Below are 25,470 nucleotides of genomic sequence, written 5' to 3' on the forward strand. Positions count from 1 at the left end.
GGTGTCATGTCGGTGGGGGGCTACCCGCGTGGACGTCAGCGCCAACCGAGGGCGGGCGCGACATGGGTGAGGATTGCCTCGATGACATGTGCGTTGTAGGCGAGGCCCAACTGGTTCGGGACCGTCAGGAGCAGCGTGTCAGCCTCGGCGATCGCTTCGTCTTTCCTGAGTTGCTCAACGAGGACGTCCGGTTCGGCAGCATAGCTACGACCGAAGATCGCGCGCGTCTTCTCATCGATAAAGCCCACTTGGTCCTCTCCCTCGGCTCCGCGACCGAAATAGGTACGATCACGATCGTCCACCAGCGCAAAGATACTGCGGCTGACCGAGACACGCGGATCGCGCGCGTGACCGGCCTCCTTCCAGGCCGTGCGGAAAGCCCGGATCTGGGCGGCCTGTTGGATGTGAAATGGCTCTCCGGTCTCGTCGTCTTTAAGAGTCGAGCTTTGCAGGTTCATCCCGACCTTCGCCGCCCAAATCGCCGTGGCGTTGGAGCCAGCACCCCACCAGATCCGGTCGCGTAGCCCCTCTGCATATGGCTCAGGGCGCAGCAGGCCCGGCGGATTTGGAAACATCGGCCGTGGATTCGGCTTCGCGAATCCGGCGCCGCGCAGCACGTCAAGAAACACCTCCGCGTGGCGTCGGCCCATGTCGGCGTCACTCTCGCCCTCGGCCGGGCTGTACCCAAAATGGCGCCACCCATCGATCACCTGCTCGGGTGAACCTCGGCTGATCCCCAGTTGCAAGCGGCCGCCGGCGATGAGGTCGGCCGCGCTCGCATCCTCGGCCATGTAAAGCGGGTTTTCATAGCGCATGTCGATGACCGCCGTGCCGATCTCGATGCTTTTGGTCTTCGCGCCTACGGCCGCCAGAAGCGGAAAGGGCGAAGCGAGTTGGCGCGCGAAGTGATGGACGCGGAAATAGGCGCCATCCGCTCCCAGTTCTTCAGCTGCGATAGCCAGGTCAATGGATTGCAGGAGCGCGTCAGCTGCCGAGCGTGTCTGCGACTGCGGTGAGGGCGTCCAATGGCCAAACGAAAGAAAGCCGATCTTTTTCACGGTAGCACAGCCTGGCATGGCACCGAGATTATAGCGCCAAATGCGCTCGCCGGCCGTTGCTTTGAAAGCATCAAACCAGCCATCGTCTTCGCCTATGAATACGAGGTCGCCGGCCGTTGCCAGCACTCCGTCGATCAGGGGCCGCGGTGCCTTGTATTACTAGGCGATCTTTCCGGTCTCGACGTTGAGAGCGACGTTCTCTGTCTCCTATCATAATGTCTCCGGATGCTCACGTCCGACGACGTTGGCGCTCGAGATTGTCGACCGGCCTCTGCCTAGGTTGCGAATGAAAGTGTAAAAGGCGGGCGTGAACAGCAGCCCAAATCCGGTCACGCCTAACATGCCAAAGAGAACTGCAGTTCCGAGCGAACGGCGCATTTCCGCGCCTGCCCCGGTCGCGACAGCCAGCGGCGCGACACCGAGTATGAACGCGAACGACGTCATCAAGATGGGTCGCAACCGTGTGCGAGCCGCATGCACGGCGGCATCGCCAGCGCTCGCACCCTCGTGTTCCTTTTGGCGGGCGAACTCGACGATCAGGATTGCATTTTTAGCGGCCAAACCCACCAAAACCACAAAGCCGATCTGCGCCAGGATATCGATCGGCAATCCACGAGCGAGAAGTCCCGTGACCGACGCGAGGAGGCACATCGGCACGATGAGGACGACGGCCAAAGGCAGCTTCCAACTTTCGTATTGTGCAACCAGGACCAGAAAAACAAACAACGCGGCGGCGCCAAACACCAACAAAGTTGGCGTTCCCCGCTCTTCCTGCTGGAACGCCAATTCAGTCCACTCAAAGTCGATCCCGTTTGGAAGAACCTTGTGCGCCAATTCTTCCATGCGCAGCAAAGCCGTTCCGGAGGCGATGCCTGGGGCGCCGACGCCTTGCACCTCTGCTGCGGGATATAGATTGTAGCGCGGAACCCTGTAGGGGATCGTCGTGTGTTTCAACTGCGCAACGCTGCCGATCGGCACCATCTGCCCAAGAGAATTGCGGGCCTTAAGATTTGCAAGATCTTCCGTCGTCCGCCGATATCGTCCATCGGCCTGGGCAATGACCTCGTAAGTACGACCGAGATAATTGAAGTCGTTGACGTATTGGGAGCCAAGATAAACCTGAAGCGTGGAGAAGATGTCGGTCGGAGTCAGGCTGAGTTTCTCAGCCTTTTCCCGATCGATATCGGCGAACGTGGACGGAGACGCGGCGTTAAACAGCGTGAAGACACCGGCAAAATCAGGATCCTTGTTGGCCGCTGCGACAAGAGCTTTTGCCGCGCCCACCAAGGCTTGAGGACCAAGACCCGCCCTGTCCTCCAACATAAGCTTGAAGCCGCCAGAGCTCCCGAGACCTTGAACTGGTGGAGGCGATATTGTCAGCACATACGCATCTTTGATGACGGAAAGCCGTCTCCTGAGATCAGCCAGCACGGAATCCGCGGTAACACCTTCCAGATCGTGATTATAAAGCGAAGGAAGCCCCGAAAAAATCGTCGCGGTGTTTGGCGCGACGGTTGAGGTCGTGGCGTCGAGCCCCACAAACGGGGCGTCGTGCTCGATGCCTTTCGTCGACAGGATGATGTCGTTGGCCTGCCGGACCACTGCCTCGGTTCGAGACAGGGCTGCGCCAGGCGGAAGTTGTATGATTGTGATCAGATAGCCCTGGTCTTGCTCCGGAATGAATCCCGTCGGCGTTCGTGCGAACTCAAGAGCGGCAAGGCCAATCAGACCGACATACACAATCAGAACCACACTCAGAGTTCGAACAAGGCGGGCTGTAAGGCGGCCGTAAGATGCCGAAAGTGTCTCGAATCCCCGGTTAAACAATCCGAAGGCCCAGGAAATAACGTTTCCCACTGGCCCGTGCGACGTGTCAGCGCCATGCGCTTTGAGCAGAATTGCGCAAAGCGCCGGGCTCAAGGTGAGGGAGACAAAGCAGGAAATCACCGTCGAGGCGGCGATCGTCACCGCGAATTGACGAAAGAAAAGACCGGTGATTCCAGATAGAAAGGCGGCAGGCACAAAGACGGCGCATAAAGTGAGCGCAATGGCGATAAGTGCGCCGCCGACTTCGTCCATGGTGCGATGCGCTGCCGCTGACGGCGACATGCCCAATTCCAGGTTCCGTTCGACATTCTCTACGACGACGATCGCGTCGTCGACAACAATGCCAACGGCAAGCACGAGGCCAAATAAGGACAGATTGTTGATCGATATTCCAAACAGCAACAAGACACCGAATGCCCCCAACAAGGAGACGGGAATAGCGATCACGGGAATGATCGTCGCCCGCCAGGTTTGGAGGAAGACAAAGACGACGCCGACCACCAGCAGGATCGCGACAAAGATCGTAACGATGACTTCGTGTATGGACTTCGAGATGAAAATCGTCGGATCGTAGACGATGGTGTAGGCGACGCCTGGGGGAAACGCTTTACTCAATTCGCGCATCGTCGAGACGACTTCTTTGTCGACCGCGAGCGAATTTGCTCCCGGCTCCGCGAAAATGAGCAGGGGAAGTCCGTAGTAATGATCTACAAACGCGCTGCTTCCGTAGTCCGCGGCGCCCACCTCGACGCGCCCGACGTCGCGCACGCGCGTCACACGGCCCGCACCATCTGACTTTATGACGATGTCGCCAAATTCCTCGGGCGTCGCCAGTCTTCCACGCGCTTCCACGCCGATCTGGTAGGCCGCGGCGCTGGGAACCGGAACCGGCGGCCGATTGAGCACGCCGGCGGCAACTTGCAGATTTTGAGCTCGGAGTGCATCCAGAACCTGAGAGGCGCTCAAGTCGTGTGCGGCGACCTTGTCGGGATCCAGCCAGATCCGCATTGCATATTCACGGCCGCCTTGAAACTGGACGTCACCAACGCCCTGAAGACGCGCCAATTCGTCCTTCACGTGAAGGGTGAGATAATTCGAAAGGTAGAGCGTGTCTCGCGACTTATCCGGCGAAAAAAGGTGAACCGCGAGAAGAATGCTCGGCGTAGATTTTCGAACTTGTACGCCGAGGCTTTGTACATCAACCGGGAGACGAGGCAGCGCGTCCTGCACACGGTTTTGCGTGAGCATTTGCGCGACGTTGAGGTCTGTTCCGATCCGGAAAGTCACCGTGATGGTGAGATTGCCATCTCCGGTCGACTGGCTGCTCATATAGAGCATGTTTTCGACGCCATTTATCTCTTGTTCGAGGGGCGTCGCGACCGTGCGCGCCACTGTATCTGCGGACGCACCCGGCAATGAGGCGGTGATCTGCACCGTCGGCGGGACGACTTCAGGATATTGCGCCACTGGCAAAACGGCGAGAGCGCCAAGGCCGAGAAGCGTTATGAAAATGCTGAGAACAACCGCAAATCGCGGACGATCGATGAAGAAGTGGCTTAATCGCATCGGCGTCAGTCCACGTCTTGGTTGGTTGATGAATATCGAATCGTGCCATTCTTCGGACTGACCTTGCTTCCCGGCGCTGCGTAGAGAAGGCCGTCGATGATCACCTTTGCGTCTGGTGATAGACCCGAGGAAATGACACGAAGACCGCCTCGTAAATCACCGGCCTGTACCGCCTTCGGAATAACTGTGCCGTCTGCGCTGACCGTCAAGACAACGTAGCTCGATTGATCGGGTAAGACGGCCGCATCCGGCAGCATCAAAACCGGCCTCGGGGGCGACGCGGTGACCCGTACGCGAGCGAACGCGCCGGGCGTCAGGTCGAATTTGGGGTCTTGGATCGTTGCTCGCGCGTGAATTGTCCCGCTTGAGTGATCGAGCTCATTATCTACGAAATCAAGGACGCCTTCTCGACTGAAATGGTCGTCGTCGTTAAGGGCAATCTTTATCCGATTTCCCAGGCCACCGCCGGCTTGCGCGCGATAACGCGAAAATGTCTCGTAGTCCGATTCACTCATATCGAAGTCCAGGTGGATCGGATCGAGAGAGACAAGCGTCGCGAGGAGCGTGGTTGGGCTCGTCGCGGCCCGGCTGCCTGCGATAAGATTTCCAATCGAAACGAGATGTGTGCCGATGCGCCCCGTGAATGGCGCTGTAATCCGGCAATGATCAAAATCAAATTGGGCGTCGCGAACAGCAGCTTTAGCGGCATCGATCGCCGCCACGGCGCCTTGCAGATCCGAGGTGCGTTGATCCACGCTCTCGACGGTACCAAATGATCGGGTGGCGAGCGCTTGCGCGCGTGTCAACTCTTGATTCGCCAACACTAATTGTGCATTTGCGCTTTTCAGCTGCGCCTGGGCCTGCGCGAGCTTAATTGCATAAGGCACCGTATCGATGGTGAAGAGCAGATCGCCTTTACGAACTATAGCGCCATCCTTGAAATAAATTCCGGTCAATATGCCGCCGACCTGCGCTCGAAGTTCGACACGATCAACGGCCGAGAATTGTCCGAGGAAAGTCAGCTCTTTGTCGATTTGCCGTTCGAGGGGTGTGCTGACGATGACTTGTGGGAGTGATTGGGCGCCGGCATCCTGCGGGCCAGCCTGACCGTCGTGCAGGAAGAAATGGCTAGATCCCACAGCCAAAATGAGCAAAAGCGTCGCGGCTGCAACAATCCATATTATATTTCGTGTCCGCCGTGACGTTGGTTTGGCCGACTTTTGGATGCCTACTCGGCTGCTAATTTCGTCCACGGCATGTCTCTCAATCTTCATCGCAGCTTCTTCGCCGCAGGAACACGGCCGGACGCTTCGGGGGCGCCCGGTGTTTTGCAATTTAAGCGATCGCGCCGCCATCGACCGTCAACGTCGTCCCGGTGATGTATTGTGCCTTTGGGCTCGCAAGGAACGCCACGGCATCGGCGATGTCGTCGACTGTACCATAGCGACCGAACGCAGTCATTTGCCGGAGCGTCTCCGCAAACGGGCCGTCAGCCGGGTTCATGTCGGTGTCGATGGAGCCGGGCTGCACCAGGTTGACTGTGATCCCCTGCGGACCGACTTCCCGGGCAAGCCCCTTAGTGAAGCCGACCAGCGCGGATTTCGATGCCGCGTAAACGCCGAGTACAGGGGAGGGCACGCGGTCTGCGAAGAAACTTCCGATGGAGATGACACGACCGCCTTTGCCGAGATGGGGAATGGCCGCCTTGCTGGCGACAATCGGCGCACGGACATTGACATCCAGAATCGCGTTGATGTCGTCGAGCGAAATGTCCTTTAGTTTCGAGATTCGAAGGATGCCTGCATTGTTAACCAGGATGTCGAGACCGCCAAGCTCAGCGACCGTCTTCTCGACCGAGGCCAGCACGGCGGCGGCATCTGCGCTATCGGCTTGGATCGCAACGGCGCGCCGACCCTGCGGTTGGATGGCGCGCACGACCTCAGCGGCGCGATCGGCGGATTTCTCGTAGGTGATCGCCACATCCGCGCCTTCGGCAGCCAGCGCCTTGGCGATCGCTGCCCCGATCCCTCGGCTCGCGCCCGTGACCAGGGCCCGTTTTCCTGTGAGCGTCATTTTCAATTTCCTTTTTGTGTCGATCGACATATAAGTCTTTAGCTGTTTGAACGGGGCCGTCAATCCAATTATGTCTTCCGCGTTACAGAAATAAGGAGGTGACCGTGGTTATCGGTCGGCCGCGCGAGTTTGATCGCGAGGCAGCGTTGGACGCGGCCATGCACCTGTTTTGGCGCAAAGGATTTGCGACGACATCGATGAAGGACCTATGCGCCGCAATGGGCATCGGTTCGCCGAGTCTCTACGCGGCCTTTGGTTGCAAGGAGACGCTGTATCGGGAAGCAGTTGCGCGATATCTCTGTACCTGTGGGTCGCCGCTCTGGAACAAGCTCACCGAGGCCCCCACCGCCCGCGCTGGGGTGCGAAGCTTTCTGCTGGCGGCAGCTGAAAGCTTTCCTGAATCCAAAACGACGCCGGCCGGCTGCATGGCGATGCTAGGCGCAGTCAGCGACGAATGGCCGGCCTCGATCGCCGAGGATGTCAGAAAGGCGCGGCTCGAAAGTCTACGGATGTTTCGGTCGCGGCTGGAGGACGCCGTCGCGGAAGGCGAGTTGCCAGCGTCCGCCGATATTGATCGGCTGAGCCGGTTTTTTCTTGGCATTTTCCAGGGGATGGCCATCCAGGCTCGTGACGGCGCGACCCGGGCTGAGTTGAAAGGCATAGCCGAGGCGGCGATGATGGCTTGGCCGACCGACGCCGCAGACTAGAATCCGAGATCGGTTCCGTCCGACGACGCAGAGCGCTCAAGCGCTGGGCAAGGGCCAGCCAAGCTTAAAGAGCGGACCGACCAGGGTCTCTGCTCTTACGACCGCGATGAATTCTCGGGAAGGTCCGTCAGGATACGGTGGACCACATCGCTGGCATTTCGCACACCTTCGGCATCGGCAAAATTCGTGATGAGCGGAGTATGGCCCATCCCCGTAAGTTTCTTGTTGATCGTCTTGAGCTTCTGTTCGATCCATTCGTAAGGGTGCACCGGCCTTCTATTCCCAGCGAGATTCGAGACTATCGCCACAAGCGCTCCGCGGGCCTCTAATTCCTTAGCTGAGCGGCGCCGTTGCCAACTTTCGTCGCGCTCTTTCGCAGCGTCGTCTCGCGGCACTATTCGCCAAGAGTAGCCGACCGCATCGAGAAGGTTTCGCATATGTTTCAGGGCGGCCTTGTGTTTTTTCGGTTCGAGGTCCCTTAAAATCTCGACCAGTGGATAGAGGTTCTTTTTGATGATCTGCAAATTGAGTTCGACGTCTGGGGCAGTCGGCAGATAGGTGGCCGAATCTTCCGGTAACTCGGGGAGTACGTTGCCGCAGATAATTTCGAGTTCCAATATATTGACCGCGTCCAGCACCGTTGCGATGAAACGTTGTTCCGATTTGTTTGCCGCCTTTATCTTCGGCCACTTGATGGCTTTAACGCGGTCGATGAAGTCTCGGAGTTTTTGTTTGTCCCGGCGCTTCATTCTCGCCCTCGCGATTCCTCAGTAATCCCGCCACCATCGGTTGCCGCGCAGGGATTATCAATCCTCTCCGCGAAGCGTTCCACAGAGACAGAAACAACCGCGCGCGTTCTGCAATCCGGAGCAGCGATCGCGGGCGGCGCTAGGTCCTTTTGATCGCAGTTTACCGATGGATGGCAAAAGACCGCTTTTGATGGCATCGAGTCCGAATCGACCAATGGCAACTTAGTGCCCCTCCTGAGCATTGATGAAACGAAAGACGTTTGCCGAAAGCAGACACTGACGATCATTCTGGGCTCGCAGTGATGGGAAGGTGCTGCGATCCAGCCTGACTTAAAATTCATTTGGCATCGATGACGACGCAAGTTATTTCCAACGGACGAACCAGCCGCGAATGTCGCTCAAGGATGACAATCGGTGTCGGCGAAAAGTGTTCGGTCACGACTGCGAGGCATTTCTTGGGATCTAGAGAACAGAAATCCCAAGCGTTCACATACTCTTCAACTGCCATCGTCTTGCATTGGGTGATTGCAGCATTGATCCTGGTGAACGTTGTGCTCGGTTTCGGCGCGAATTACGTGCCGGATGAATATGTGCGTCAATTCGTTGATCTTCATAAATCCGTTGGCATCACCGTGCTCGGCTTGGCGATTCTTCGCATTCTGTGGCGTTTAATGCACAAGCCGCCACTGCTGCCCACCAGTTACTCACCCTTCGAGCAATTGGCCGCGCATTCGGTACACTGGATGCTTTATGTCCTAATTTTTGCGATACCGGTCTCCGGATGGCTGCACGATTCCGCTTGGAAAGAGGCGGCAACACATCCAGTCTTTCTGTACGGTATCATCCCATGGCCGCGGATAAGCTGGATTCAAAACATCGAGCCAACCACAAAGGAACGTCTCCACACGATCCTCTTCAATATCCACGTTTATCTGAATTACGCGCTCTACCTCCTGTTGGCGCTCCACATCGTCGGCGCACTCAAGCATCAGTTTTGGGATGGCGAGGCTGAACTGCAGCGCATGATCCCCCCGAGGCGCCGGTAATTTCCAAGATGGAATCATAATGGCCCTTCGTCTGTACGATCCCTGGTCACGATCTCGGGCTCTTGCGAATCCACATCTTCGCGGCAGCGACAATGAGCTGCAACGTCATCTTGTCGATTTAGATATTGCCTTCGCCAAGACCTCTCCGCGTCGATTGCCGTCGACGACGCCGTGGCCAAGCTTCATTATTCATGGCGCGGTGCTCGCATTCTTTTTCATTCTTCTTTTTCGCGCTTTTAATCCGCATGGCCTTTTCTCTTGGTCCGCTGGCTTGATTTATATCTCGTACGACACTCTGCTGACCGCCTTTGTTTTCGTAATGACACTTCCACTTATCAAGCGGAAGGCATTGCCTTCTCCCACCCGTCCGATGCCGACACTTTCAGTGCTCGTTGCGTGCTACAATGAAGAATTGAATGTGGGGAGAATGATCCGGTCGTTGCTTGCGCAATTGGATCCGATCGAGACGATTCTTATCGTCGACGATGGTTCTGACGATGGGACAGCCGATATTCTCGGAGGCGAGTTTGGGCTTTCCATGCCTCAACTTGGTTCGATGAGTGGGCCTAGCGCTCTGTATCCCACGCTCCAGTGGCTGAGGTTGCCGCACGCTGGAAAGGCGCGCGCGCTGAATGCTGCCTTGGTATCGGTCGATACCGATCTGGTTGTGACGGTAGATGGGGATACCTTTCTAGACGTCAGCGCTGCACGGGCAATAAAAGTCGCGTTCGCGCTTGATCCGTCGCTGGTCGCTGCCACTGGCGTTCTCACGCCGGTCTGCAGTGAAACTCTTTCAGGCCGCTTCTACCAATGGTTTCAAACATACGAATATATCCGCAATTTTTTGGCGCGGTACGCATGGGCGCGTACCGATTCCCTGCTGTTGATTTCTGGTGCTTGCGCCGGTTTTCGGCGAGACGCGGTTCTAACGGTTGGCGGATTTGATCCCGACTGCTTGGTAGAAGACTATGAACTGATTCATCGCCTTCGCCGCTTTGGCGCGGATCATGGGCAGCGCTGGACAACGACCGTCGTCGCTGGCGCGAAAGCGACGACCGAAGCTCCAAGCACGATCACAACCTTTCTCCAGCAGCGTCGTCGTTGGTTTGGCGGTTTTCTTCAGACTCAATTGTTATATCGCGGCATGGTTGGGAATCCGCGCTACGGACGCGTTGGACTCATAATGTTGCCGGTAAAAGCACTTGATACGCTTCAACCCATCTATGGCCTGATCGCCTTGGGACTTCTGCCATTCTACGTTGCCACCGGACACCTGCACCTGCTTTTCCCGATCGGCGCGTGGATCATTGCAAAGATCGCGATCGATTTCGCATTTGGACTCTGGTCGATTCATCTTTATCGCCGATGGGTCGATCCCGCGAGCTCAGCCAGGGTAACGGTCAGCATTCTGGCCTCTTTTATTGAGCCTTTTACGTACCAAGTGATGCGACACACAGGTGCGGCGCTCGGCTGGCTGACGTTTCTCCGGGGCGGCCGATGGAACGAGACGCCTCAGTGAGCGAGGGACGATCTGATTGCTTCTTGTGAGCGAAAGCTTCTTATCGACCGTATGAGGGGCGGTCGCCGCTCCATAGTGCAAATCGCTCAAAGCTACCAGTCTGCTTACGGTCCGGTAGTGCCTTCCGTAATGGGCCTTTGGGTGTCAATCCTCGTTTATCCATCCGCCGGTATCACGCTTCCGTCCGTGGTCGGCGTCTTGCCGCCACAAGATGACATCAGATGGAAAGTCGGAGCCGATCTCAGTTGCGCGCTCGAAGCGCAAGGCACTACACGGTTTTCCGACCTTCCGCGTCCCGGCGAAGGGACCTCGGAGAACGTCCTTACGGACTGTTCAATTCATCAACAACATTACGACTTCATGCCGAAGCGGCGCCTTCCTCCCGGTTCCAGTGGAACTCGCTGCCATCGACCCACATGCGATGCAGGACAGTGGCCAGCTTGCGGGCCACAGCCACCAGCGCCCGCTTGGCGCCTCGCCGGCGGGCGACCATCATCCCCCAGGCTTTCAGCGACGATGGCCGCGCCTTGAACAGCAGGACCAGGGCGGCTTCATAAAGGGTAGCACGCACCATAGCGTCGCCAGCCTTGGTGATACCGCCGCTCACGTCCGTCTCGCCCGACTGGTATTTCCGCGGCGTCAGGCCGAAATGAGCGCCGACGGCACGCGATGATTTGAACCGCGCAGGATCGTCGATCGCCGAAGTAAAGGTCAGCGCCACCACCGGCCCAACGCCCGGTGCCGTCATCAACCGCCGACATATCCCGTCCTGCCGCACGATCGCCAGCAGTTGGCGGTGTAGCTTGGCGAACTCCGTCCGCAGCGCTTCCCGGCACCGCAACAGTGGCTCAATGACGCTTTCCAGCATCGCCTGGCCAGCGATCAGCTCATGCACTCGGCCGGCGAATCCCAACCTGCTCGCCAGACCAACCTTCAAACCGAAGCCCCGCAACAGGCCGCGGATCGCGACCTCAATGTCGATCATCTTGCCGAGCAGCAGCTTGCGCGCCGTTAGCAGGACCCGCGTTTCCTGCGCCGGCAGCGACTTGCGATGCACTGAACGAAACCAGCCCATGCGCAGCAGCTGGGCAATGCCGCGGGCATCCTTCCGGTCGGTCTTCACCGTCATTGCCGAAAGGGCCGCCTTGACGTGCCGGGTTTCCAGCAAGACCACTTCGTAACCGGCATCCGTCAACCCCGCGTGCAGCCACTGCGACAGCGGACCCGCCTCAAGCCCGATCCGGATTACAGGAAAAGCCAAGCCTGCAAACAGCGCCGCCAGCGCAGCCGGCTCGCTCGAGACCTTCGCCTCCCGGATGATCTGGCCTTTCTCGTCCACAATACACACGCTGCTCTGTTCCAACGAAACGTCGATCCCGGCATAATACTCCATGGCAGTCCTCATACTGTTTGGGGCCGTAAGGACCCCGTTGATCTACACATCATCAGTATCGGGGACTGCCACCCCTACCGGCTAGAGCCAGTGCGCCGGCCCATTACGTCATCTCAGTTTGAAATCTGCCTGACAGGTGCGTGCAAGAAAGGCCCGGCAGAGGGATCTGGCCGGGCGGTTTTTAAGCTCTGGATGTGTGTGATCTCAGTGGCCATCGAGGCCGAGGTGCTGTTCCATGCGTCTAACGCGCGCCTCAAGTTCGGCGATGATATTGCCGTGGCCGATGACTATTCCACGACGGCGCGGCGCAATCCGATGATCTGGTCGGAGAGGTCTTTGCGCAGCTCATTAAAATCGGCGGCGACATTGACAAGCCCCGAGTTAAGATCAGAGCGCAAGTCGGCGATGTCGTTCTTCGTTGCCATTGGCTCTATCCGTTCACGGATGTCGCGCAAGAGGTGAAGGACAATATCTTCGGGTTGGTCGTCAGGCATGGGTCTTCCTTTTAGAGTCAGTATAATCTGGTCTTGGCGGAATTGGTAGCGTGAGCGGGGCGAGATAAAAAGCGGATTATCAAGCGTAAGTTATGGTGACAACTTGATTTTTCTCTGACTGGCGGTGTTAGGGTGTCGGCGCTGCAGGTGCTTTCTTCCGGTATGGCCATGCTCCATCCGTTTGTTGAAGGCCTTTGTCGGGTCAATTCTAATCTTGTGTTCTTATCTATACGCCGGGCTCATGATCGGCCTGTCAGATTTGCTTTGTTCGATGATGCAGCCTTTGTAAGTTGTGGGCAGTTTCGGCATCATTCTTTCGTAGCCAATAATGGTCATGACGTGAATCGTCGGCTCCTTGGCGCAGCGCGCGATCACGATCGAGAATTCAGGGGTGAGACTGTATTCCTTGGTGAGTTCGCGCGCGACCTTGCAAATGTCATCATGGTCAATTGGTTGGGCTGACATTAAGGGTGCGCTCCTTTTTCTGGGGAGAAAATCAGTTCGATTTCTAACTAGGCTCAGGACCCATTAAATTGTTGCGTGAGGGTTAGCGGATTGATTCAATGGGGATGTCGGGAGGCATCGCCATGGCTGATTTGTTGTTGCTGTCGGAGGCGCAGATGCGCCGGATCGAACCGTATTTTCCATTGTCGCACGGGATTGCGAGGGTTGACGATCGGCGGGTGATCAGTGGCATCGTCTTCGTCATCAGAAACGGTCTGCGCTGGCGCGATGCGCCGCCCGGCTATGGTCCGCACAAGACGATCTACAATCGGTTTGTGCGTTGGAGCCGCCTCGGCGTGTTCAACAAGATCTTCGCCGAACTGGCACGCAAGGCCGGCAAGCCATCTCGTCTGATGATCGATGCGACGCATCTGAAAGCGCATCGCACCGCCGCCAGCCTTTTAAAAAAGGGTCTGTTCCCCGACGTATCGGCCGCACGAAGGGCGGCCTGAACTCCAAGCTGCACGCCGTATGCGATGGTCAGGGGCGCCCCGTCATCATGCTGCTCAGCGAAGGCCAGATGAGCGATTATAGGGGCGCGGCCCTGATGATCGATGCTCTACCGTCCGCGAAGCAGTTGCTCGCTGACAAGGGCTATGATGCCGACTGGTTTCGCCGGGCTCTTGGCGAACGCGGCATCGTGGCCTGCATCCCATCGAAGTCAAACCGAAAAAAGCCGATCGAACATGACCGCGAGCTCTATCGTCAACGGCACAAGATCGAGAACATGTTCGGCAGGCTCAAGGACTGGCGACGCATCCACACCCGATACGACCGATGCGCCCATACATTCATGTCTGCCATCTGTATCGCAGCCGCCGTCATCTTCTGGCTCTAATCAATGAGTCCTGACCCTAAGGCACTACCTACGGTCCCATTACGTATGGCGTCGTGTCATGGGCCAAGATCATTTGCTATTCCCTATAAATTTGGTAGAGTTTAAGCTCTTCGATGATTATGGCTCTTATCCGCCGGACCTCGGGGAAGCGAAGGGGGCACGAATGACAGAGCGTTATGTTGGCGCGTCGGGGCTTAAAGTCTCCTTGGCGGGCCTTGGCGCCAATAATTTTGGTGACAGGGCGTCGAACGATGTCGCGAAAGAAATTATCCATGCGGCGCTCGACAATGGCATAACTTTCATCGATACGGCCGATGTCTATGGTCGCGGTAGTTCGGAATCGATTCTGGGCGATGTGCTCGGCGCGCATCGGAAAGATGTGATCCTTGCGACCAAATTCGGACGCTCGATGGATCCTGCCAAACATAAGGGCAACGCGTCGCGCCGACATATTATCCAGTCTGTCGAGGCGAGTCTGACGCGTTTGAAGACGGAGTGGATCGATCTCTATCAATACCATTTTCCGGACCCCGACACGCCGATCGACGAGACATTGCGCGCCCTCGACGATCTCGTTCACACCGGCAAGGTCCGCTATATCGGTCTTTCAAACTTTCCGGCTTGGCAAGTGGTCGACGCGCAGTGGAAGACCAAGGTCGCCGGCCTAGAGCCGATCATTTCGTCGCAAAACAATTACAGTCTTCTTGATCGTTCCGTCGAGAAAGAACTTTTGCCGGCGCTGCGGGCTAACGGTATCGGCCTCTTGCCGTATTTGCCGTTAGCAGGCGGCTTTTTGACTGGCAAATATAAGCGCAATACCCCCTTGCCAGAAGGCTCGCGCTTTGCCCGCCTTCAGCGCAATGCGACACGCTTTCTCAACGACGGCAATTTCGACATTCTCGATCGCCTCACGAGTTTCGCGGCAGTACGAGGCAAGACGGTTGCCGATCTTGCCCTGGCATGGTTGGCCGCTCAGCCGATTGTCGCAAGCGTCATCGCCGGCGCCTCAAGCCGCGAACAAGTGATCGCCAATGTGAGATCGCTCGATTGGAAGTTGTCACCCGAGGATATCACGGAGCTCGATCAAATAGGCATTTCCAACTGCTTCGAAAAAGCAGCGTAGCCCACGCTTCCCGTAATCAGAACTGCAAGCAAGGACAGAGCATGAGTGTTTCATCAGCGAAACGCGAACCAGGAGATCGAAACGCGTTGGAAGCGACTCGAAATCGTGCCGGGCAACGTTACGGCCTGGAAAATTTCGCCTTCCCCGAGCGAGGCAACGAGACGCTTGATCTTTTATTTTCGCACCGCTCGGTGCGGGCCTATCTTCCAGATCGTTTGCCGGAAGGAACACTCGAGGTGTTGGTGACGGCCGCGCAGTCCGCGTCTTCCTCCTCCAATCTTCAGGCCTGGAGCGTCGTCGGGGTTGAGGACAAGGATCGCAAGGCGCGGCTCGCCGCGCTAGCCAACGATCAAAAACACATTATTCGCGCGCCGTTGTTCCTCGTTTGGCTGCTCGATCTTGCCCGCCTCAACGCGCTCGCCAATGAACGCGGCCTCTTGGCCGAGGGACTCGATTACATCGAGAGCTTTTTAGTAGGTGCCGTTGATACATCGCTCGCCGCGCAGAACGCTGTCGTCGCGGCGGAGTCTCTCGGCCTCGGGACTGTCTACATCGGCGCCATCCGTAATAAACCGGCCGAAGTGGCCAAAGAGCTTGGATTGCCTGCTCACGTCTTCCCGCTTTTTGGACTTGTTGTTGGTCATCCGGATCCCGGTGTGCCGACTGGTGTAAAACCGCGGCTGCCGCAGCAGGCGGTGCTGTTTCGTGAGCGATACGTTTGGGACGAGCCGCAGCGCGCCGCTATCGCAGCGTACGATGAAACCATCAAAAATTTTCAGCAAGAGCAGCACATACCGGTGAAGGCTTGGAGCGAGCAAGCGCTCAACCGCATCAAGGATGCGCCGGGGCTGCATGGTCGCGACCGCCTGCGAGATGCTCTGGCAGCTTTGGGCTTCGGATTGAAGTGAGTTGTGCCGGAATCGCCGCTCGGAGATTCAGTATGCGTTTGGCGCTTGTCCGGTCGCGGCGCCTGCTGGCCTACCATGGCTCTTCATAAGAAAAGCAAGAGATCCAGCGAGACAGTGAGGATCGATGCGCATTCGCTCCGCTCGGTAGCTCTGCGGGTCCTTTAGTCTGATTTCTGAGAGATGACGATGGCAGCAACAACGTGGGATATGGGATTTGCGCCGGAGGATGACTGCGATCTGACGCTTTCCACCGATGTATTGGTGATCGGTGGCGGTCCCGCGGCGGCTTGGGCAGCCTGGTCTGCAGCCACCTCCGGCGCAAAGGTGGTCGTGGTCGATAAAGGATATTTGGGCAGCAGCGGCGCCGCGGCGGCTAGCGGCAACGGTGTGCTGACGGTCCCTCCAGCGGAACGGCCGGAAGTGCTGATCCAGCGTTATCGCCAGGGAAACGGCCTTGGAAATCCACGCTGGATTGAACGGGTGCTCGAATGCACCTGGCAGTCAATGCCATTATTAGACGAATGGGGCTATAAATTCCCTCGTGAAAACGGAGAGCCGGCCCGCAAGAGCTTTTACGGCCCAGAATATATGCGCGTCATACGCCGACGCCTCCTTGCTTTAGGGGTCCGAATTCTTGACCAAAGCCCCGCCCTGGAACTGCTGGTCGATCGAGACGGTGTTGTTGCTGGTGCTCGCGGCCTCCAGCGGCAGGAAAATCGTCGCTATAGCGTACGCGCCGGTGCGGTGGTGCTCGCGACCGGCGGCTGTTCGTTCTTGAGCAACGCGCTCGGGTGCAACGTCAATACGGGCGATGCATCCTTGATGGCCGTGGAAGCAGGCGCAGAACTTTCCAGCATGGAGTTCAGTGCGCAGTACGCCATTTCTTCGGCCGTCAATGCCACTGCGACCCGCGGTGTACCCTATGCTTGGGCGACCTATACCGATGCTGACGGCAACGACCTGGGCGGGATCGAAGGCGGCCGACGCAGAGATGATTTCCTGGCTACTGCTTTGCTAAAAGGCCCGGTCTTCGCGCGTCTCGACAAGGCTACGCCCGACATTAGAGCAGTGATCGAGAAATCTCACTTCATCGCCTTCTTGCCATTACGCAAGGCCGGTATCGATCCCTACACCCAGCGCTTTCCGGTCACCCTGGTGCTGGAAGGAACAGTGCGCGGTGTGGGCGGGGTCCGGTTGACGAGCGACGATTGCGCCGCGTCAGTACCGGGCCTTTATGCCGCCGGCGACGCAGCCACACGCGAGTTTCTGGCAGGCGCCGCCTCCGGCGGCGGTGGTCCCAACGCAGCGTGGGCCATCTCGAGCGGTCGCTGGGCAGGCGCGGGTGCCGCGCGCTTCGCACTCGCCTTGAGAAGCGATGCGTCCGACCGGCCGCTCCGCGCGACGGGGCAGGTGGGGCTGCGGCCGGCCGAGGGCAAACAGAAATTCGACAGCGACGCCATCATCAAGGGGGTGCAAGACGAATTGTTCCCGCTCGATAAGAACTATTTCCGCACGGGCGTTGGCCTCATAACGTCTCTGCAGAAGCTTGATAGTTTGTGGCGCGAGGTGCGTTGCACTCCGCGAGTCGATGATCCGCGCAGCATTGAACGCTCCCGGACAGCCGCCGCGCTTGTCGCCGCGGGGCGCTGGACATATCGAGCCGGACTTGAGCGCCGCGAAACCCGCAGCCTTAATCGCCGGACGGACTTTCCGCACACAGATCCTGCCCAGCGTCACTATCAGGTCACCGGCGGTCTGGATGAAATCTGGATCCGCCGCGAGCCCGTAGAAAATATTCCTGATTATTCTCATTCAGCGGTGGCGTAATGATCACCTTGCTCAGTAAAAGCCGTTGCATTGGTTGCGACATTTGCGTCAAAATCTGTCCAACCAACGTCTTCGATCGCGTTGCGGGAGACATCCCCGTCATCGCCCGTCAAAGTGACTGCCAGACCTGCTTCATCTGCGAAGCCTATTGCCCAGCCGACGCACTTTACGTTTCACCGGAATCCGACCGGGCGGTTGCGGTGCCGGAAGAACAATTGGCAGAAAATGGAAGTTTGGGCGAATACAGGCGCATCCTGGGGTGGGGAGCTGGTCGAAGCAACAACAGCGATCAGGATACCGCCCACCTGCTTCGTACGCTCCGCGGGCCTTTTCGCGCTAACGCATAAGATTTCGATAGACCTTGAGCCGCTATTTGCTGGCAGGCGTGGTTTGCCAATCTTAATTTTTCGCGTGCCTCGCGCAATCTAAAGGTCCGACCAAAGTGCGGCCGCTCGCGACCTTCGCTTTGCTCGGTAAATGTTCGCACGCGATGATTCGTCGGCACGGATGCCAATGTACTCGTGAGCCAAATCAGATCTTCTGATGGACGGTGCCATTGTGAAGGCTATGGTGTGTGGCGATGTGAAGCCAGCGCAAGCGCGTGGTATCGCGGCGCTCTGCTCAGCGCTCTCTTATTCACCAGTTGGCGCAGAGGCCGCCGCAAACGTAGACGGCGATAAAAATCAAAATATTAATTGATAGACTTGCCACGACGATTTCTTTCTCGTCGAAGCAACAGTACAAAAAATTATTTCGCTTCTCGGCCTTTTTTGAGAGCGGCTATCGCGAAGGCTTTCATTTTCTCCGGCGGTCACACGCTGCGAGTCTTTTGTCTATAAAATAGGTAGATAATATATTGTTTTGATTTCGCGGTGCTGCTACAACCAACGAAATCGGATGCGGGTGCATCGAGAAATGAGGTTGCCGTCTGATCGCCGATAAACGGCCATCGGCCGTCATCGGTGTCTGACCGGCATGCTCATCTTTGAACCCGCGACTGCTTTGTAGGCGATGAGCTTCCGCAGAAAAACCACGCGGTCCTCGCCTGACGGGCATTCCGACAACACAGACATTGGGGTCACGGGGGTGGCAATGAGTAAGAGTCAGGTTCATCGTAAAAACTTGCGGTCCATTCTCTTGGCGTCGACAGCTTGCGTGTCGATCGTGTCTCTGTCCGGTGGCCAAGGTCACGCGCAATCGGCGACGAATTCCAGTCAGACGCAGTCCGGCAGTAAGGCCGCCGCGGACAAACACACTAAAGTGGACAGCAAGCCCGCGCAGCATTCGGCGAACTCTAATGCCAGTTCCGAGACTCAAGTTGAGACCGTCGTGGTGGTCGCAAGAAAGTTCAAGGAGGATCAGCAGAAAGTTCCGATCCCCATCACGACTCTCAGCAGTCACGATATTCAGCAGAAAGATATAACAAACTTTCAGGAATTGGTGCTTCAGCTGCCTGCGCTGTCTTTTTCGACGACGAACAACAAGCAAACCCAGTTAGGCATCCGCGGTATCGGCGTCAATGGATTGAACCAGGACGGCTTAGATCCGAGCGTTGGTGTTCTCGTCGATGGCGTTTATCAACCGCGCCTTGGACTTATTTCCAATGAATACGTCGACATCGCTCAGGTCGAAGAACTGCGGGGCCCCCAAGGCACGTTGTTCGGCAAGAACACCACGGCAGGTGTGATCCTGATCAATACGCAACTGCCGAGTTTCGTCCGATCGGAAACTGTGGAGACCGATCTCGGTGAATATGGAACCCGCCAGTACAAGATGAATCTCACGGGGCCGATCAACAATCAGCTCGCTTACCGCTTTACTGCCTATGATGACCGAACCGATGGCTATGTGAAGGACATCCAGAATGGGCTCGGTTACGAGCAACGTAACAGCCAAGGTGGCAGGGCTCAGCTTCTCTATACGCCGACAAACGATCTTACCGTCCGCTTCGTCGCAAGTGGAGATCATCAAGACTTTCGCACGGGCGGCAGTTACGTATTCGACGGCTATTATCCCACGACAGTCACAGGGGGGAATCTAGCCCAGAGGGCGCAAACTGCAGGCCTGCCGTTTTCTACTCAGTATAATTCCTATCTTGCTTCGATAACCCAATATCAGTCGACGGAGGCGGCCACGTACGAAACGTCTTTGCATGTCGACTGGAATACCGCTTATGGCACGTTGAGCGACATTAGTGCATTCAACTATTGGGAGTTCGTGCCGAACAACAACGGTGGTCAGCCATTTATTCAATATACGACCTTTGGCAATACCAACAACGTGACCAATGAGTCTCAGGAGCTTCGCTGGACATCGCCACGCGGCAAGCCGGTCGAATGGCAAACCGGGCTTTATATCTATGCGATGAATTTAGCATCCACCGGAACCGAAACGCTGGGCTCGCAATTTAACCTTGCCAGTGGCAGCAACAAGCTTCCGCAATCTGAGCTGACAGGTCTTAACACTGGCTTCCATTATAATATCGATGACATGCCTATGCGGCTTACAGCGGAGGCACCTGGCACGTCACGCACCAGTGGGATCTCAATGCGGGGGGTGCGCGAAACATTCGAGCGCAAAGGCTGGAATTACAATGGCTATGTCGTCAACAATCCTGGCGGGGTGTCGGTTGCGACGATCAACAGCAGTGGCCTTTCACTTGGCCCGATCGCGCCCGGCACGGCGGAGGTTAGTGGCGCTTCGTTAGAATACCAGGTCGGATCAAGTTATCATATCACCAATGATCTCCTGAGCTACGTCAGCTTTTCCAAAGGCGAGAAGTCAGCCGGCATCAATCAATCTCCGCTCACAGCGGGGCAACTCGCGGCGGGCGGTTCGCAAGTTCTCCAGCCCGAAGAGGCGACCAATCTCGAGATCGGCGTCAAATCGGAGTGGTTTAACCACCGTCTATTGTTGAATGCGACAGCCTTCAACGAAATCGTGACCAACTTTCAGGGGACGGGGGTCTTTCAAGTTCCAGATACGAACACGACTCAAACTTTTATTGCCAATGTCGGCTCGATTAAAAGCCGTGGCTTTGAGCTAGATAATAAAATCGCGCCCTTCGAAGACGTCAATCTCTATGGTTCGTTTTCTTATACGGATGCGTATTACGGATCGTACGCCAACGCCAGTTGCCCTGCCTATTCTACGGCACTGCTCTGCAATTTAACCGGACGAAGCGTTCCGTTTACGCCAAATTCTACGTCATCGAAACCGCGGAATATTCGAAGCAAGTTGCGAACAACGTTACAGCCTACGGTTTTGATTGATGGCAATTGGCGCTCGGGCCAGAACTTGAGCACGACGCTTGATCCTTACTCAAATATAAGCGGCTATTTCACTGGCGATCTTAGGGTTGGCGCGCGGTTTGATATCGACAGCGGACCGGTTCACTCGCTGGCGGATATTTCGCTCTGGGTGACGAATTTTACCAACGCTTACTACTTTACTGCCTTGACCGGAACGAGAGCGGCCGGCCTCGTTCTTGGTACACCCGGGCAGCCACGTACCTTCGGAATCACGCTGCGCGGCACGCTGTAATCGATCACAAGGACGCGAACTGCATCGGACTTGTATTTCAACGGGTTCAATTACGTTGACTGGGTTCTAAAAGTCTATAGATTGAGTATGAATATAGAGTGTTGACGGGGGCAACATGCGGACCTGGGCCCGGCAGTTGGCGATTTATGTGGAGAGATACAGATGGGTGCTGTCGTAAACCTGAGAAAGCAAGCGGAAGAGAGCGTCTACGATATCGATCTCGTGGCCGACGTTCTTGTGATCGGCGGCGGTCCTGCTGGCTGCTGGGCAGGCTTGGCGGCGGCGCGCGCCGGTAGCCGGGTTGTCCTCGTGGAGAAGGGTTACGTTGGCACCTCGGGGACTCAGGCGCCGTCCGGGACGGGCGCTTATTATCTCAAGCCAGACGACCCGATACAGCGCAAGAACATGATCGAATCCCGCCTCGCGATCGCGCATGGATTTGCCAGCCTAGAATGGATCGAGAAAGTCTACGATCAGAGCTTTATCAACCAAGATCTGATGTCGCGGTGGGGGTATGCCTTTCCGAAAGCTGAGGATGGCGCGAGAAATTTGGCGGCATGCGGTGCGGCCGACGCGGTGCTATTCCTGCGCAAGCAGCTGGAGCGGCATGGCGTTACCATCCTCGATCATAGCCCGGTCCTCGAACTTCTCACGAGCGATGCGTCGTCGCGGGGCGGTTGGGACCAATCGAAAAGTCGGCAAGACCTGGCGCGTGAAATCGGGCGCCGTCGTCTTGGCGACCGGTGGAACGGCGTTCCGCTCAGGCATGGCGGGCGGCCACAACAATACGGGCGACGGCTATCTTCTGGCTGTCGAAGCCGGGTGCTCAATTATCCGGAATGGAATTCAGCGGCCAATACGGAATTACTCCGAAGGGCAGCGCCTGCACCAAGACCGCTGTTTATGGCTCTTCGACCATGCGGGATGCCAGCGGGCAGATTGTCCGCAGGGGCAAAGGCACGACCGTTGCCGAGATCGAAACCGGCCACGTGTATTGCGTATTGGACGGTTATGACGAAAGGGGCCGTGAGGATATCCAGCGCTCTCAACCGGATGACGTTCCAATTTTTTGAACGCCATCTTCATATTGATCCTTTCACGGAGCAATATGAGGTCGAGCATCTCCTCGAGGGGACAGTAAGAGCTTCAGGTGGCATCGAAGTCGGGACGGGCGCAGCTACCACCATTCCGGGTTTATTTGCTGCGGGTGATACGACGTGCGCGAAAAACTCGTGGGCTCCAACCAGAGCGGCGCCGGCCCTGCTACTGCGTGGGCGCTCGCGTCCGGCTCGTGGGCTGGCCATTCGGCCACGCTATTTGCGAAGCGCTTTGGAAACTCTGTGGCGTCGCGCAAAGTCGAGAGCACGGGCGGCGCTGGTTTGCGGCCGACCGGGCACAGACGCACGGATTTGGATGTCGATACGCTGATCCGCGGTGTTCAGGACGAAACCTTGCCCGTTGCCAAGTTCTATCGCCGCAATGGCGAGTACATGACCGGCGCGCTTAATAAGCTCAACGGATTGTGGAACGATGCTCGCGAGGGTTTGGCTGGCGATGAGACATTGAGCGGAGCGGCTGCGGCTCGCTCTGTCGTTCGTGCGCGCGGAGGCTGCTGCAATGATTGCCTCGGCGCGATGGATATTCGCCAGCGCACTTGAGAGAACAGAAAGCCGCGGCCTGCATCGCCGCTCGGATTATCCGGATCTCGACCCCACCCAACATCAACACGTCGTCACCGGCGGCCTCGACGATGTTTTGGGTCAAACGCAAAACCGGTCAGCAATTCTTATCTCGAGGCGGCCGCGTCATGATTGAACTGATTTTCGCCGATCGTTGCAACGGGTGTGGGGCGTGCGACTCGGTCTGCCCGACCAACGTCTTCGAGATGGGAGACGATAACGTTCCCTATATCGCGCGCCAGGAAGATTGCCAGACCTGTTTCATGTGCGAAGCGCATTGTCCGACCGATGCGCTCTATGTGAGTCCCCTGCGGACGCCTCACCCGGTTGACCGGGAGGAGGTGTTGGCGTCAGGAATTCTCGGTATTTTCGACGCGCGGTTGGCTTCGACCAGCACGAGCCCGGTAGCTATTGCTATTATGGCGATTATCACCCCCGGACGTCTTATGGGCCGAAGGATTCGACTCATCCGGATGCGAAGATTTACGCTCAATTGGCGGAAGCGGAAAAGCGCGGGGCTCGTCGATGTCTCAGAGCGTCCGCCAATTGGGCAGTTTAGCGAGGTTATCGTCTAGCGACGATACATTCTCGTAGGTGGGATGTTTTGGATGGGTAAAGGGGCGGTTGCGGTCAACGTAGCCATCTCGCCGTGCTGGGCATTCATCCTCACCGCATCGCGATGCTGGAGTTTCATTTTGCCGTCGATCAAGATCGTGTTGTCTTCGGTTCTTCTTAGCTTTGCGCTGGCGCTTTCAGCTAAGGGAGAAGATCTGCCGAAAGTTATCCGGTTCGCGGAAGTCGGCTTGCCTTCGCACGGTAAACCCTATGGCGTCGGCCTTGTGCCCCTGGCAATCCAGCAGGGGTTCTTCGAGCGAGAATTTGGCAAGGACGGTCCCAAAATTGAAGTCAATTATTATATCGGGACAGGTCCTGCGATTAACGAAGCGATCGCTGAAAACGAGGCGGACTTCGGAACCTACGGCGGACTGCCGGCGCTGATCGGTCTCTCGGGTGGAGTTCCGGCGCATGTTGTCTTGACGCGTCGTTCCTCAGTCGCTTCATCTTACGTATTTGCGGTTCATCCGAATTCTTCCTTCAAGACCGTTGCCGATCTGAAGGGGGCGCGGATCGCGGTCCAGAAGGGGACCAATCCGTACATGACACTCGTGCAGATTCTCGAGGCTGCGCATTTGAGTGAGACGGATGTGAACATCGTCAATCTTCAGGGGCCATCGGCGGTGGCTGCCTTTGAAGCAGGCTCGGTCGACGCACTTTTTTAGCGGGACATCGCTTCTCATCTTGCGGAATAAGGGCGCTGTTCGCTTGATTCAGGCCCCTCGAGACAAGATTGAACAGCAGACGAGCATCTCGGCAATTTTGGTTGGCAGCGACTTTGAAAGTAGCCATCCGCAGACCGTCGCTCGGGTTGTGAAGGTTTTGGTGCAGATCTGCCATTGGGCTTCTGAGGAAGCCAATCGTGACACGGTGATCTCCTATCTCGCAAACGTCGGTTATGGGCGGGATATTACCAAGGAAGAATATGCCGGGCCGCTGAAGGGTCGATTTGACCCCACCATCAACGACGGCATTAAGTCGGGCTTCCAGGAAATTTCGCACTTTGCCGTTACGCATAAGTTAGTGCGTCAGGCGCCGAATTTTTCCGGCTGGTACGAATCCAAGTACGTCGAAGCGGCGTACAAGGATCTTCATCTCCAGGATTATTGGAAAGATGTGCCGTGAGCACATGGGTCAGCCAGAGCAGTGGACGATCCGAAACGGCTAACGGAATGTCGCCTTGAACATGAACCTCAGGTCTTTCGGCTTAGAGTCAAAGCGGGTATCGAGCGCGTCGATCGGGCTGACCCACGATTCTCCCGCGCACCGGCCGGAGGCACTCGCAAACAATATCTTGTCGAAGAATGCTTCCGTTGATCGCGGCTCTTTGCGGTTACGGCATGTCGATAAATCGTATGAGGTCGACGGTCGCGTACTCGAGGTCCTGAAGGGGATCGATCTCGTCGTAGAGCCTGGCGAATTCGTCAGCCTCGTCGGCGCTTCGGGCTGCGGGAAATCGACGATTCTACGATTGATTGTCGGCCTCGACATCGAACACGGCGGCGATATCCTTCTGGACGGGCGACCGGTCACTGGCCCCGGACTCAATCGCGGCATCGTTGTTTCAGGAACACAGATTGCTGCCGTGGTTGACGATCGAACAAAATGTCGGTCTCAGCCTCGCGGCCACGAATCGTCCGGCCGCGGAATGCGCTCGGCTTGTGCGTGATCACATCAACCTTGTAGGTCTGGATGGGTTTGAGCGAGCCTATCCGCACCAGCTTTCGGGTGGGATGGCGCAGCGTGCCGCCATTGCCCGTGGGCTTGTCAATCAGCCCGAAATTCTGCTGCTTGACGAGCCGTTCGGTGCATTGGATGCCCTGACGCGGGCGCATCTGCAGAACGAACTTCTCCAAATCTGGAGTCGTGAGCGCATCACCATGGTGATGGTCACGCACGATGTCGAAGAGGCAGTATTTCTCAGCGACAAGATTGTTGTCCTCGCCCGCGTCCGGGGCGCATTCGGAAAATAATCGATATCGACTTGCCGCATCCGCGTGA

The 25,470-nt window shown here is 57.1% G+C and carries 25 protein-coding genes and 1 pseudogene; 18 read left to right on the top strand and 8 right to left on the bottom strand.

Annotated features, from left to right (window positions below):
- Nucleotides 1-35: 35 nt before the first annotated feature.
- The 4 genes from WDN02_RS07365 to WDN02_RS07380 all read right to left on the bottom strand — a co-directional run bounded on the left by WDN02_RS07365 (nucleotide 36) and on the right by WDN02_RS07380 (nucleotide 6,524).
- Nucleotides 36-1,058 (bottom strand): LLM class flavin-dependent oxidoreductase, encoded by a 1,023-nt coding sequence (locus WDN02_RS07365; protein ID WP_337294887.1) that lies wholly within the window; start codon nucleotides 1,056-1,058, stop codon nucleotides 36-38.
- Nucleotides 1,059-1,268: 210 nt separating this feature from the next.
- Nucleotides 1,269-4,451, bottom strand: a complete 3,183-nt coding sequence (locus WDN02_RS07370; RefSeq protein WP_337292870.1) for a multidrug efflux RND transporter permease subunit — start codon at nucleotides 4,449-4,451, stop codon at nucleotides 1,269-1,271.
- Nucleotides 4,452-4,456: 5 nt separating this feature from the next.
- Complete coding sequence (locus tag WDN02_RS07375) at nucleotides 4,457-5,806, bottom strand: efflux RND transporter periplasmic adaptor subunit (protein WP_337292871.1); 1,350 nt, start codon at nucleotides 5,804-5,806, stop codon at nucleotides 4,457-4,459.
- Nucleotides 5,787-6,524 (bottom strand): 3-oxoacyl-ACP reductase family protein, encoded by a 738-nt coding sequence (locus tag WDN02_RS07380; RefSeq protein WP_337292872.1) that lies wholly within the window; start codon nucleotides 6,522-6,524, stop codon nucleotides 5,787-5,789. The genes WDN02_RS07375 and WDN02_RS07380 overlap by 20 nt, the downstream gene beginning before the upstream one ends.
- Before the next feature lie 104 nt (nucleotides 6,525-6,628).
- On the opposite strand from WDN02_RS07380, the gene WDN02_RS07385 reads away from it, so the two are divergent.
- On the top strand, nucleotides 6,629-7,231 hold the full coding sequence (locus WDN02_RS07385; protein ID WP_337292873.1) for a TetR/AcrR family transcriptional regulator: 603 nt from the start codon (nucleotides 6,629-6,631) through the stop codon (nucleotides 7,229-7,231).
- Between the two features lie 95 nt (nucleotides 7,232-7,326).
- On the opposite strand, the gene WDN02_RS07390 is transcribed toward WDN02_RS07385, so the two are convergent.
- Entirely contained in the window at nucleotides 7,327-7,980 is a 654-nt protein-coding gene (locus tag WDN02_RS07390) for a hypothetical protein (protein ID WP_337292874.1), read from the bottom strand.
- Between the two features lie 350 nt (nucleotides 7,981-8,330).
- Here WDN02_RS07390 and WDN02_RS07395 point away from each other — a divergent pair, with 350 nt between their 5' ends.
- Nucleotides 8,331-9,026 (top strand): cytochrome b, encoded by a 696-nt coding sequence (locus tag WDN02_RS07395; protein ID WP_337294888.1) that lies wholly within the window; start codon nucleotides 8,331-8,333, stop codon nucleotides 9,024-9,026.
- Nucleotides 9,027-9,045: 19 nt separating this feature from the next.
- Nucleotides 9,046-10,545: a glycosyltransferase gene (locus WDN02_RS07400; RefSeq protein ID WP_337292875.1), complete on the top strand. Its 1,500-nt coding sequence runs from the start codon at nucleotides 9,046-9,048 to the stop codon at nucleotides 10,543-10,545.
- Nucleotides 10,546-10,903: 358 nt separating this feature from the next.
- On the opposite strand, the gene WDN02_RS07405 is transcribed toward WDN02_RS07400, so the two are convergent.
- Complete coding sequence (locus WDN02_RS07405) at nucleotides 10,904-11,938, bottom strand: IS110 family transposase (RefSeq protein WP_337292223.1); 1,035 nt, start codon at nucleotides 11,936-11,938, stop codon at nucleotides 10,904-10,906.
- Nucleotides 11,939-12,145: 207 nt separating this feature from the next.
- Here WDN02_RS07405 and WDN02_RS07410 point away from each other — a divergent pair, with 207 nt between their 5' ends.
- A complete protein-coding gene (locus WDN02_RS07410; protein WP_337292876.1) occupies nucleotides 12,146-12,400 on the top strand; it encodes a hypothetical protein in 255 nt (84 codons plus the stop codon).
- Nucleotides 12,401-12,654: 254 nt separating this feature from the next.
- Here the strand turns inward: WDN02_RS07410 and WDN02_RS07415 are convergent, their stop codons facing one another.
- Nucleotides 12,655-12,897: a hypothetical protein gene (locus WDN02_RS07415; protein WP_337292877.1), complete on the bottom strand. Its 243-nt coding sequence runs from the start codon at nucleotides 12,895-12,897 to the stop codon at nucleotides 12,655-12,657.
- Between the two features lie 122 nt (nucleotides 12,898-13,019).
- Between WDN02_RS07415 and WDN02_RS07420 the strand changes: the two genes are divergently transcribed.
- The 8 genes from WDN02_RS07420 (at nucleotide 13,020) to WDN02_RS07455 (ending at nucleotide 21,175) form a co-directional block, all read left to right on the top strand.
- Nucleotides 13,020-13,388, top strand: coding sequence for a transposase (locus WDN02_RS07420; protein WP_337292878.1), 369 nt, complete (start codon nucleotides 13,020-13,022; stop codon nucleotides 13,386-13,388).
- Nucleotides 13,280-13,774: an IS5 family transposase gene (locus WDN02_RS07425; protein WP_337294889.1), complete on the top strand. Its 495-nt coding sequence runs from the start codon at nucleotides 13,280-13,282 to the stop codon at nucleotides 13,772-13,774. The genes WDN02_RS07420 and WDN02_RS07425 overlap by 109 nt, the downstream gene beginning before the upstream one ends.
- 163 nt (nucleotides 13,775-13,937) lie before the next feature.
- The gene (locus WDN02_RS07430; protein ID WP_337292879.1) at nucleotides 13,938-14,897 is read left to right on the top strand and encodes an aldo/keto reductase; all 960 of its coding nucleotides are present in this window, start codon (nucleotides 13,938-13,940) and stop codon (nucleotides 14,895-14,897) included.
- Nucleotides 14,822-15,805, top strand: a complete 984-nt coding sequence (locus WDN02_RS07435) for an NADPH-dependent oxidoreductase (RefSeq protein WP_337292880.1) — start codon at nucleotides 14,822-14,824, stop codon at nucleotides 15,803-15,805. The genes WDN02_RS07430 and WDN02_RS07435 overlap by 76 nt, the downstream gene beginning before the upstream one ends.
- A 186-nt stretch (nucleotides 15,806-15,991) precedes the next feature.
- A complete protein-coding gene (locus WDN02_RS07440) occupies nucleotides 15,992-17,632 on the top strand; it encodes an FAD-binding protein (protein WP_337292881.1) in 1,641 nt (546 codons plus the stop codon).
- Nucleotides 17,632-17,979 carry a ferredoxin family protein gene (locus WDN02_RS07445; RefSeq protein WP_337292882.1) on the top strand — a complete coding sequence of 116 codons (348 nt, stop codon included), beginning with the start codon at nucleotides 17,632-17,634 and terminating at the stop codon, nucleotides 17,977-17,979. The genes WDN02_RS07440 and WDN02_RS07445 overlap by 1 nt, the downstream gene beginning before the upstream one ends.
- Before the next feature lie 196 nt (nucleotides 17,980-18,175).
- Nucleotides 18,176-18,331: a hypothetical protein gene (locus WDN02_RS07450; RefSeq protein WP_337292883.1), complete on the top strand. Its 156-nt coding sequence runs from the start codon at nucleotides 18,176-18,178 to the stop codon at nucleotides 18,329-18,331.
- A 393-nt stretch (nucleotides 18,332-18,724) separates the two neighbouring features.
- Nucleotides 18,725-21,175, top strand: coding sequence for a TonB-dependent receptor (locus tag WDN02_RS07455; RefSeq protein ID WP_337292884.1), 2,451 nt, complete (start codon nucleotides 18,725-18,727; stop codon nucleotides 21,173-21,175).
- Between the two features lie 144 nt (nucleotides 21,176-21,319).
- On the opposite strand, the gene WDN02_RS07460 is transcribed toward WDN02_RS07455, so the two are convergent.
- Nucleotides 21,320-21,610: a hypothetical protein gene (locus WDN02_RS07460; protein WP_337292885.1), complete on the bottom strand. Its 291-nt coding sequence runs from the start codon at nucleotides 21,608-21,610 to the stop codon at nucleotides 21,320-21,322.
- A gap of 308 nt (nucleotides 21,611-21,918) precedes the next feature.
- On the opposite strand from WDN02_RS07460, the gene WDN02_RS07465 reads away from it, so the two are divergent.
- The 6 genes and pseudogenes from WDN02_RS07465 to WDN02_RS07490 all read left to right on the top strand — a co-directional run bounded on the left by WDN02_RS07465 (nucleotide 21,919) and on the right by WDN02_RS07490 (nucleotide 25,442).
- On the top strand, nucleotides 21,919-22,248 hold the full coding sequence (locus WDN02_RS07465; RefSeq protein WP_337292886.1) for a hypothetical protein: 330 nt from the start codon (nucleotides 21,919-21,921) through the stop codon (nucleotides 22,246-22,248).
- Nucleotides 22,249-22,515: 267 nt separating this feature from the next.
- The gene (locus tag WDN02_RS07470) at nucleotides 22,516-22,833 is read left to right on the top strand and encodes a hypothetical protein (protein WP_337292887.1); all 318 of its coding nucleotides are present in this window, start codon (nucleotides 22,516-22,518) and stop codon (nucleotides 22,831-22,833) included.
- A gap of 149 nt (nucleotides 22,834-22,982) precedes the next feature.
- Nucleotides 22,983-23,429, top strand: coding sequence for a ferredoxin family protein (locus WDN02_RS07475; protein WP_337292888.1), 447 nt, complete (start codon nucleotides 22,983-22,985; stop codon nucleotides 23,427-23,429).
- A gap of 33 nt (nucleotides 23,430-23,462) precedes the next feature.
- Nucleotides 23,463-24,134 (top strand): ABC transporter substrate-binding protein, encoded by a 672-nt coding sequence (locus tag WDN02_RS07480; RefSeq protein WP_337292889.1) that lies wholly within the window; start codon nucleotides 23,463-23,465, stop codon nucleotides 24,132-24,134.
- Nucleotides 24,135-24,177: 43 nt separating this feature from the next.
- Nucleotides 24,178-24,594 carry a hypothetical protein gene (locus tag WDN02_RS07485; RefSeq protein WP_337292890.1) on the top strand — a complete coding sequence of 139 codons (417 nt, stop codon included), beginning with the start codon at nucleotides 24,178-24,180 and terminating at the stop codon, nucleotides 24,592-24,594.
- 61 nt (nucleotides 24,595-24,655) lie between these two features.
- Nucleotides 24,656-25,442 (top strand): annotated as a pseudogene (locus WDN02_RS07490) (ABC transporter ATP-binding protein).
- Nucleotides 25,443-25,470: the final 28 nt, after the last annotated feature.

Source organism: Methylovirgula sp., from assembly GCF_037200945.1.
Classification (GTDB): Bacteria; Pseudomonadota; Alphaproteobacteria; order Rhizobiales; family Beijerinckiaceae; genus Methylovirgula.

Coding starts and splice junctions, on each gene's coding strand:
- WDN02_RS07475 (WP_337292888.1), top strand. CDS start 22,983: ATGATTGAACTGATTTTCGCCGATCGTTGCAACGGGTGTGGGGCGTGC.
- WDN02_RS07450 (WP_337292883.1), top strand. CDS start 18,176: ATGGACGGTGCCATTGTGAAGGCTATGGTGTGTGGCGATGTGAAGCCA.
- WDN02_RS07370 (WP_337292870.1), bottom strand. CDS start 4,451: ATGCGATTAAGCCACTTCTTCATCGATCGTCCGCGATTTGCGGTTGTT.
- WDN02_RS07445 (WP_337292882.1), top strand. CDS start 17,632: ATGATCACCTTGCTCAGTAAAAGCCGTTGCATTGGTTGCGACATTTGC.
- WDN02_RS07405 (WP_337292223.1), bottom strand. CDS start 11,938: ATGGAGTATTATGCCGGGATCGACGTTTCGTTGGAACAGAGCAGCGTG.
- WDN02_RS07395 (WP_337294888.1), top strand. CDS start 8,331: ATGACGACGCAAGTTATTTCCAACGGACGAACCAGCCGCGAATGTCGC.
- WDN02_RS07415 (WP_337292877.1), bottom strand. CDS start 12,897: ATGTCAGCCCAACCAATTGACCATGATGACATTTGCAAGGTCGCGCGC.
- WDN02_RS07380 (WP_337292872.1), bottom strand. CDS start 6,524: ATGACGCTCACAGGAAAACGGGCCCTGGTCACGGGCGCGAGCCGAGGG.
- WDN02_RS07460 (WP_337292885.1), bottom strand. CDS start 21,610: ATGCGCGATCGCGAGGCGGGATTCGATCATGTTCTTGCGCTGTATCGG.
- WDN02_RS07420 (WP_337292878.1), top strand. CDS start 13,020: ATGGCTGATTTGTTGTTGCTGTCGGAGGCGCAGATGCGCCGGATCGAA.
- WDN02_RS07390 (WP_337292874.1), bottom strand. CDS start 7,980: ATGAAGCGCCGGGACAAACAAAAACTCCGAGACTTCATCGACCGCGTT.
- WDN02_RS07400 (WP_337292875.1), top strand. CDS start 9,046: ATGGCCCTTCGTCTGTACGATCCCTGGTCACGATCTCGGGCTCTTGCG.
- WDN02_RS07480 (WP_337292889.1), top strand. CDS start 23,463: ATGGGTAAAGGGGCGGTTGCGGTCAACGTAGCCATCTCGCCGTGCTGG.
- WDN02_RS07430 (WP_337292879.1), top strand. CDS start 13,938: ATGACAGAGCGTTATGTTGGCGCGTCGGGGCTTAAAGTCTCCTTGGCG.
- WDN02_RS07375 (WP_337292871.1), bottom strand. CDS start 5,806: ATGGCGGCGCGATCGCTTAAATTGCAAAACACCGGGCGCCCCCGAAGC.
- WDN02_RS07455 (WP_337292884.1), top strand. CDS start 18,725: ATGAGTAAGAGTCAGGTTCATCGTAAAAACTTGCGGTCCATTCTCTTG.
- WDN02_RS07440 (WP_337292881.1), top strand. CDS start 15,992: ATGGCAGCAACAACGTGGGATATGGGATTTGCGCCGGAGGATGACTGC.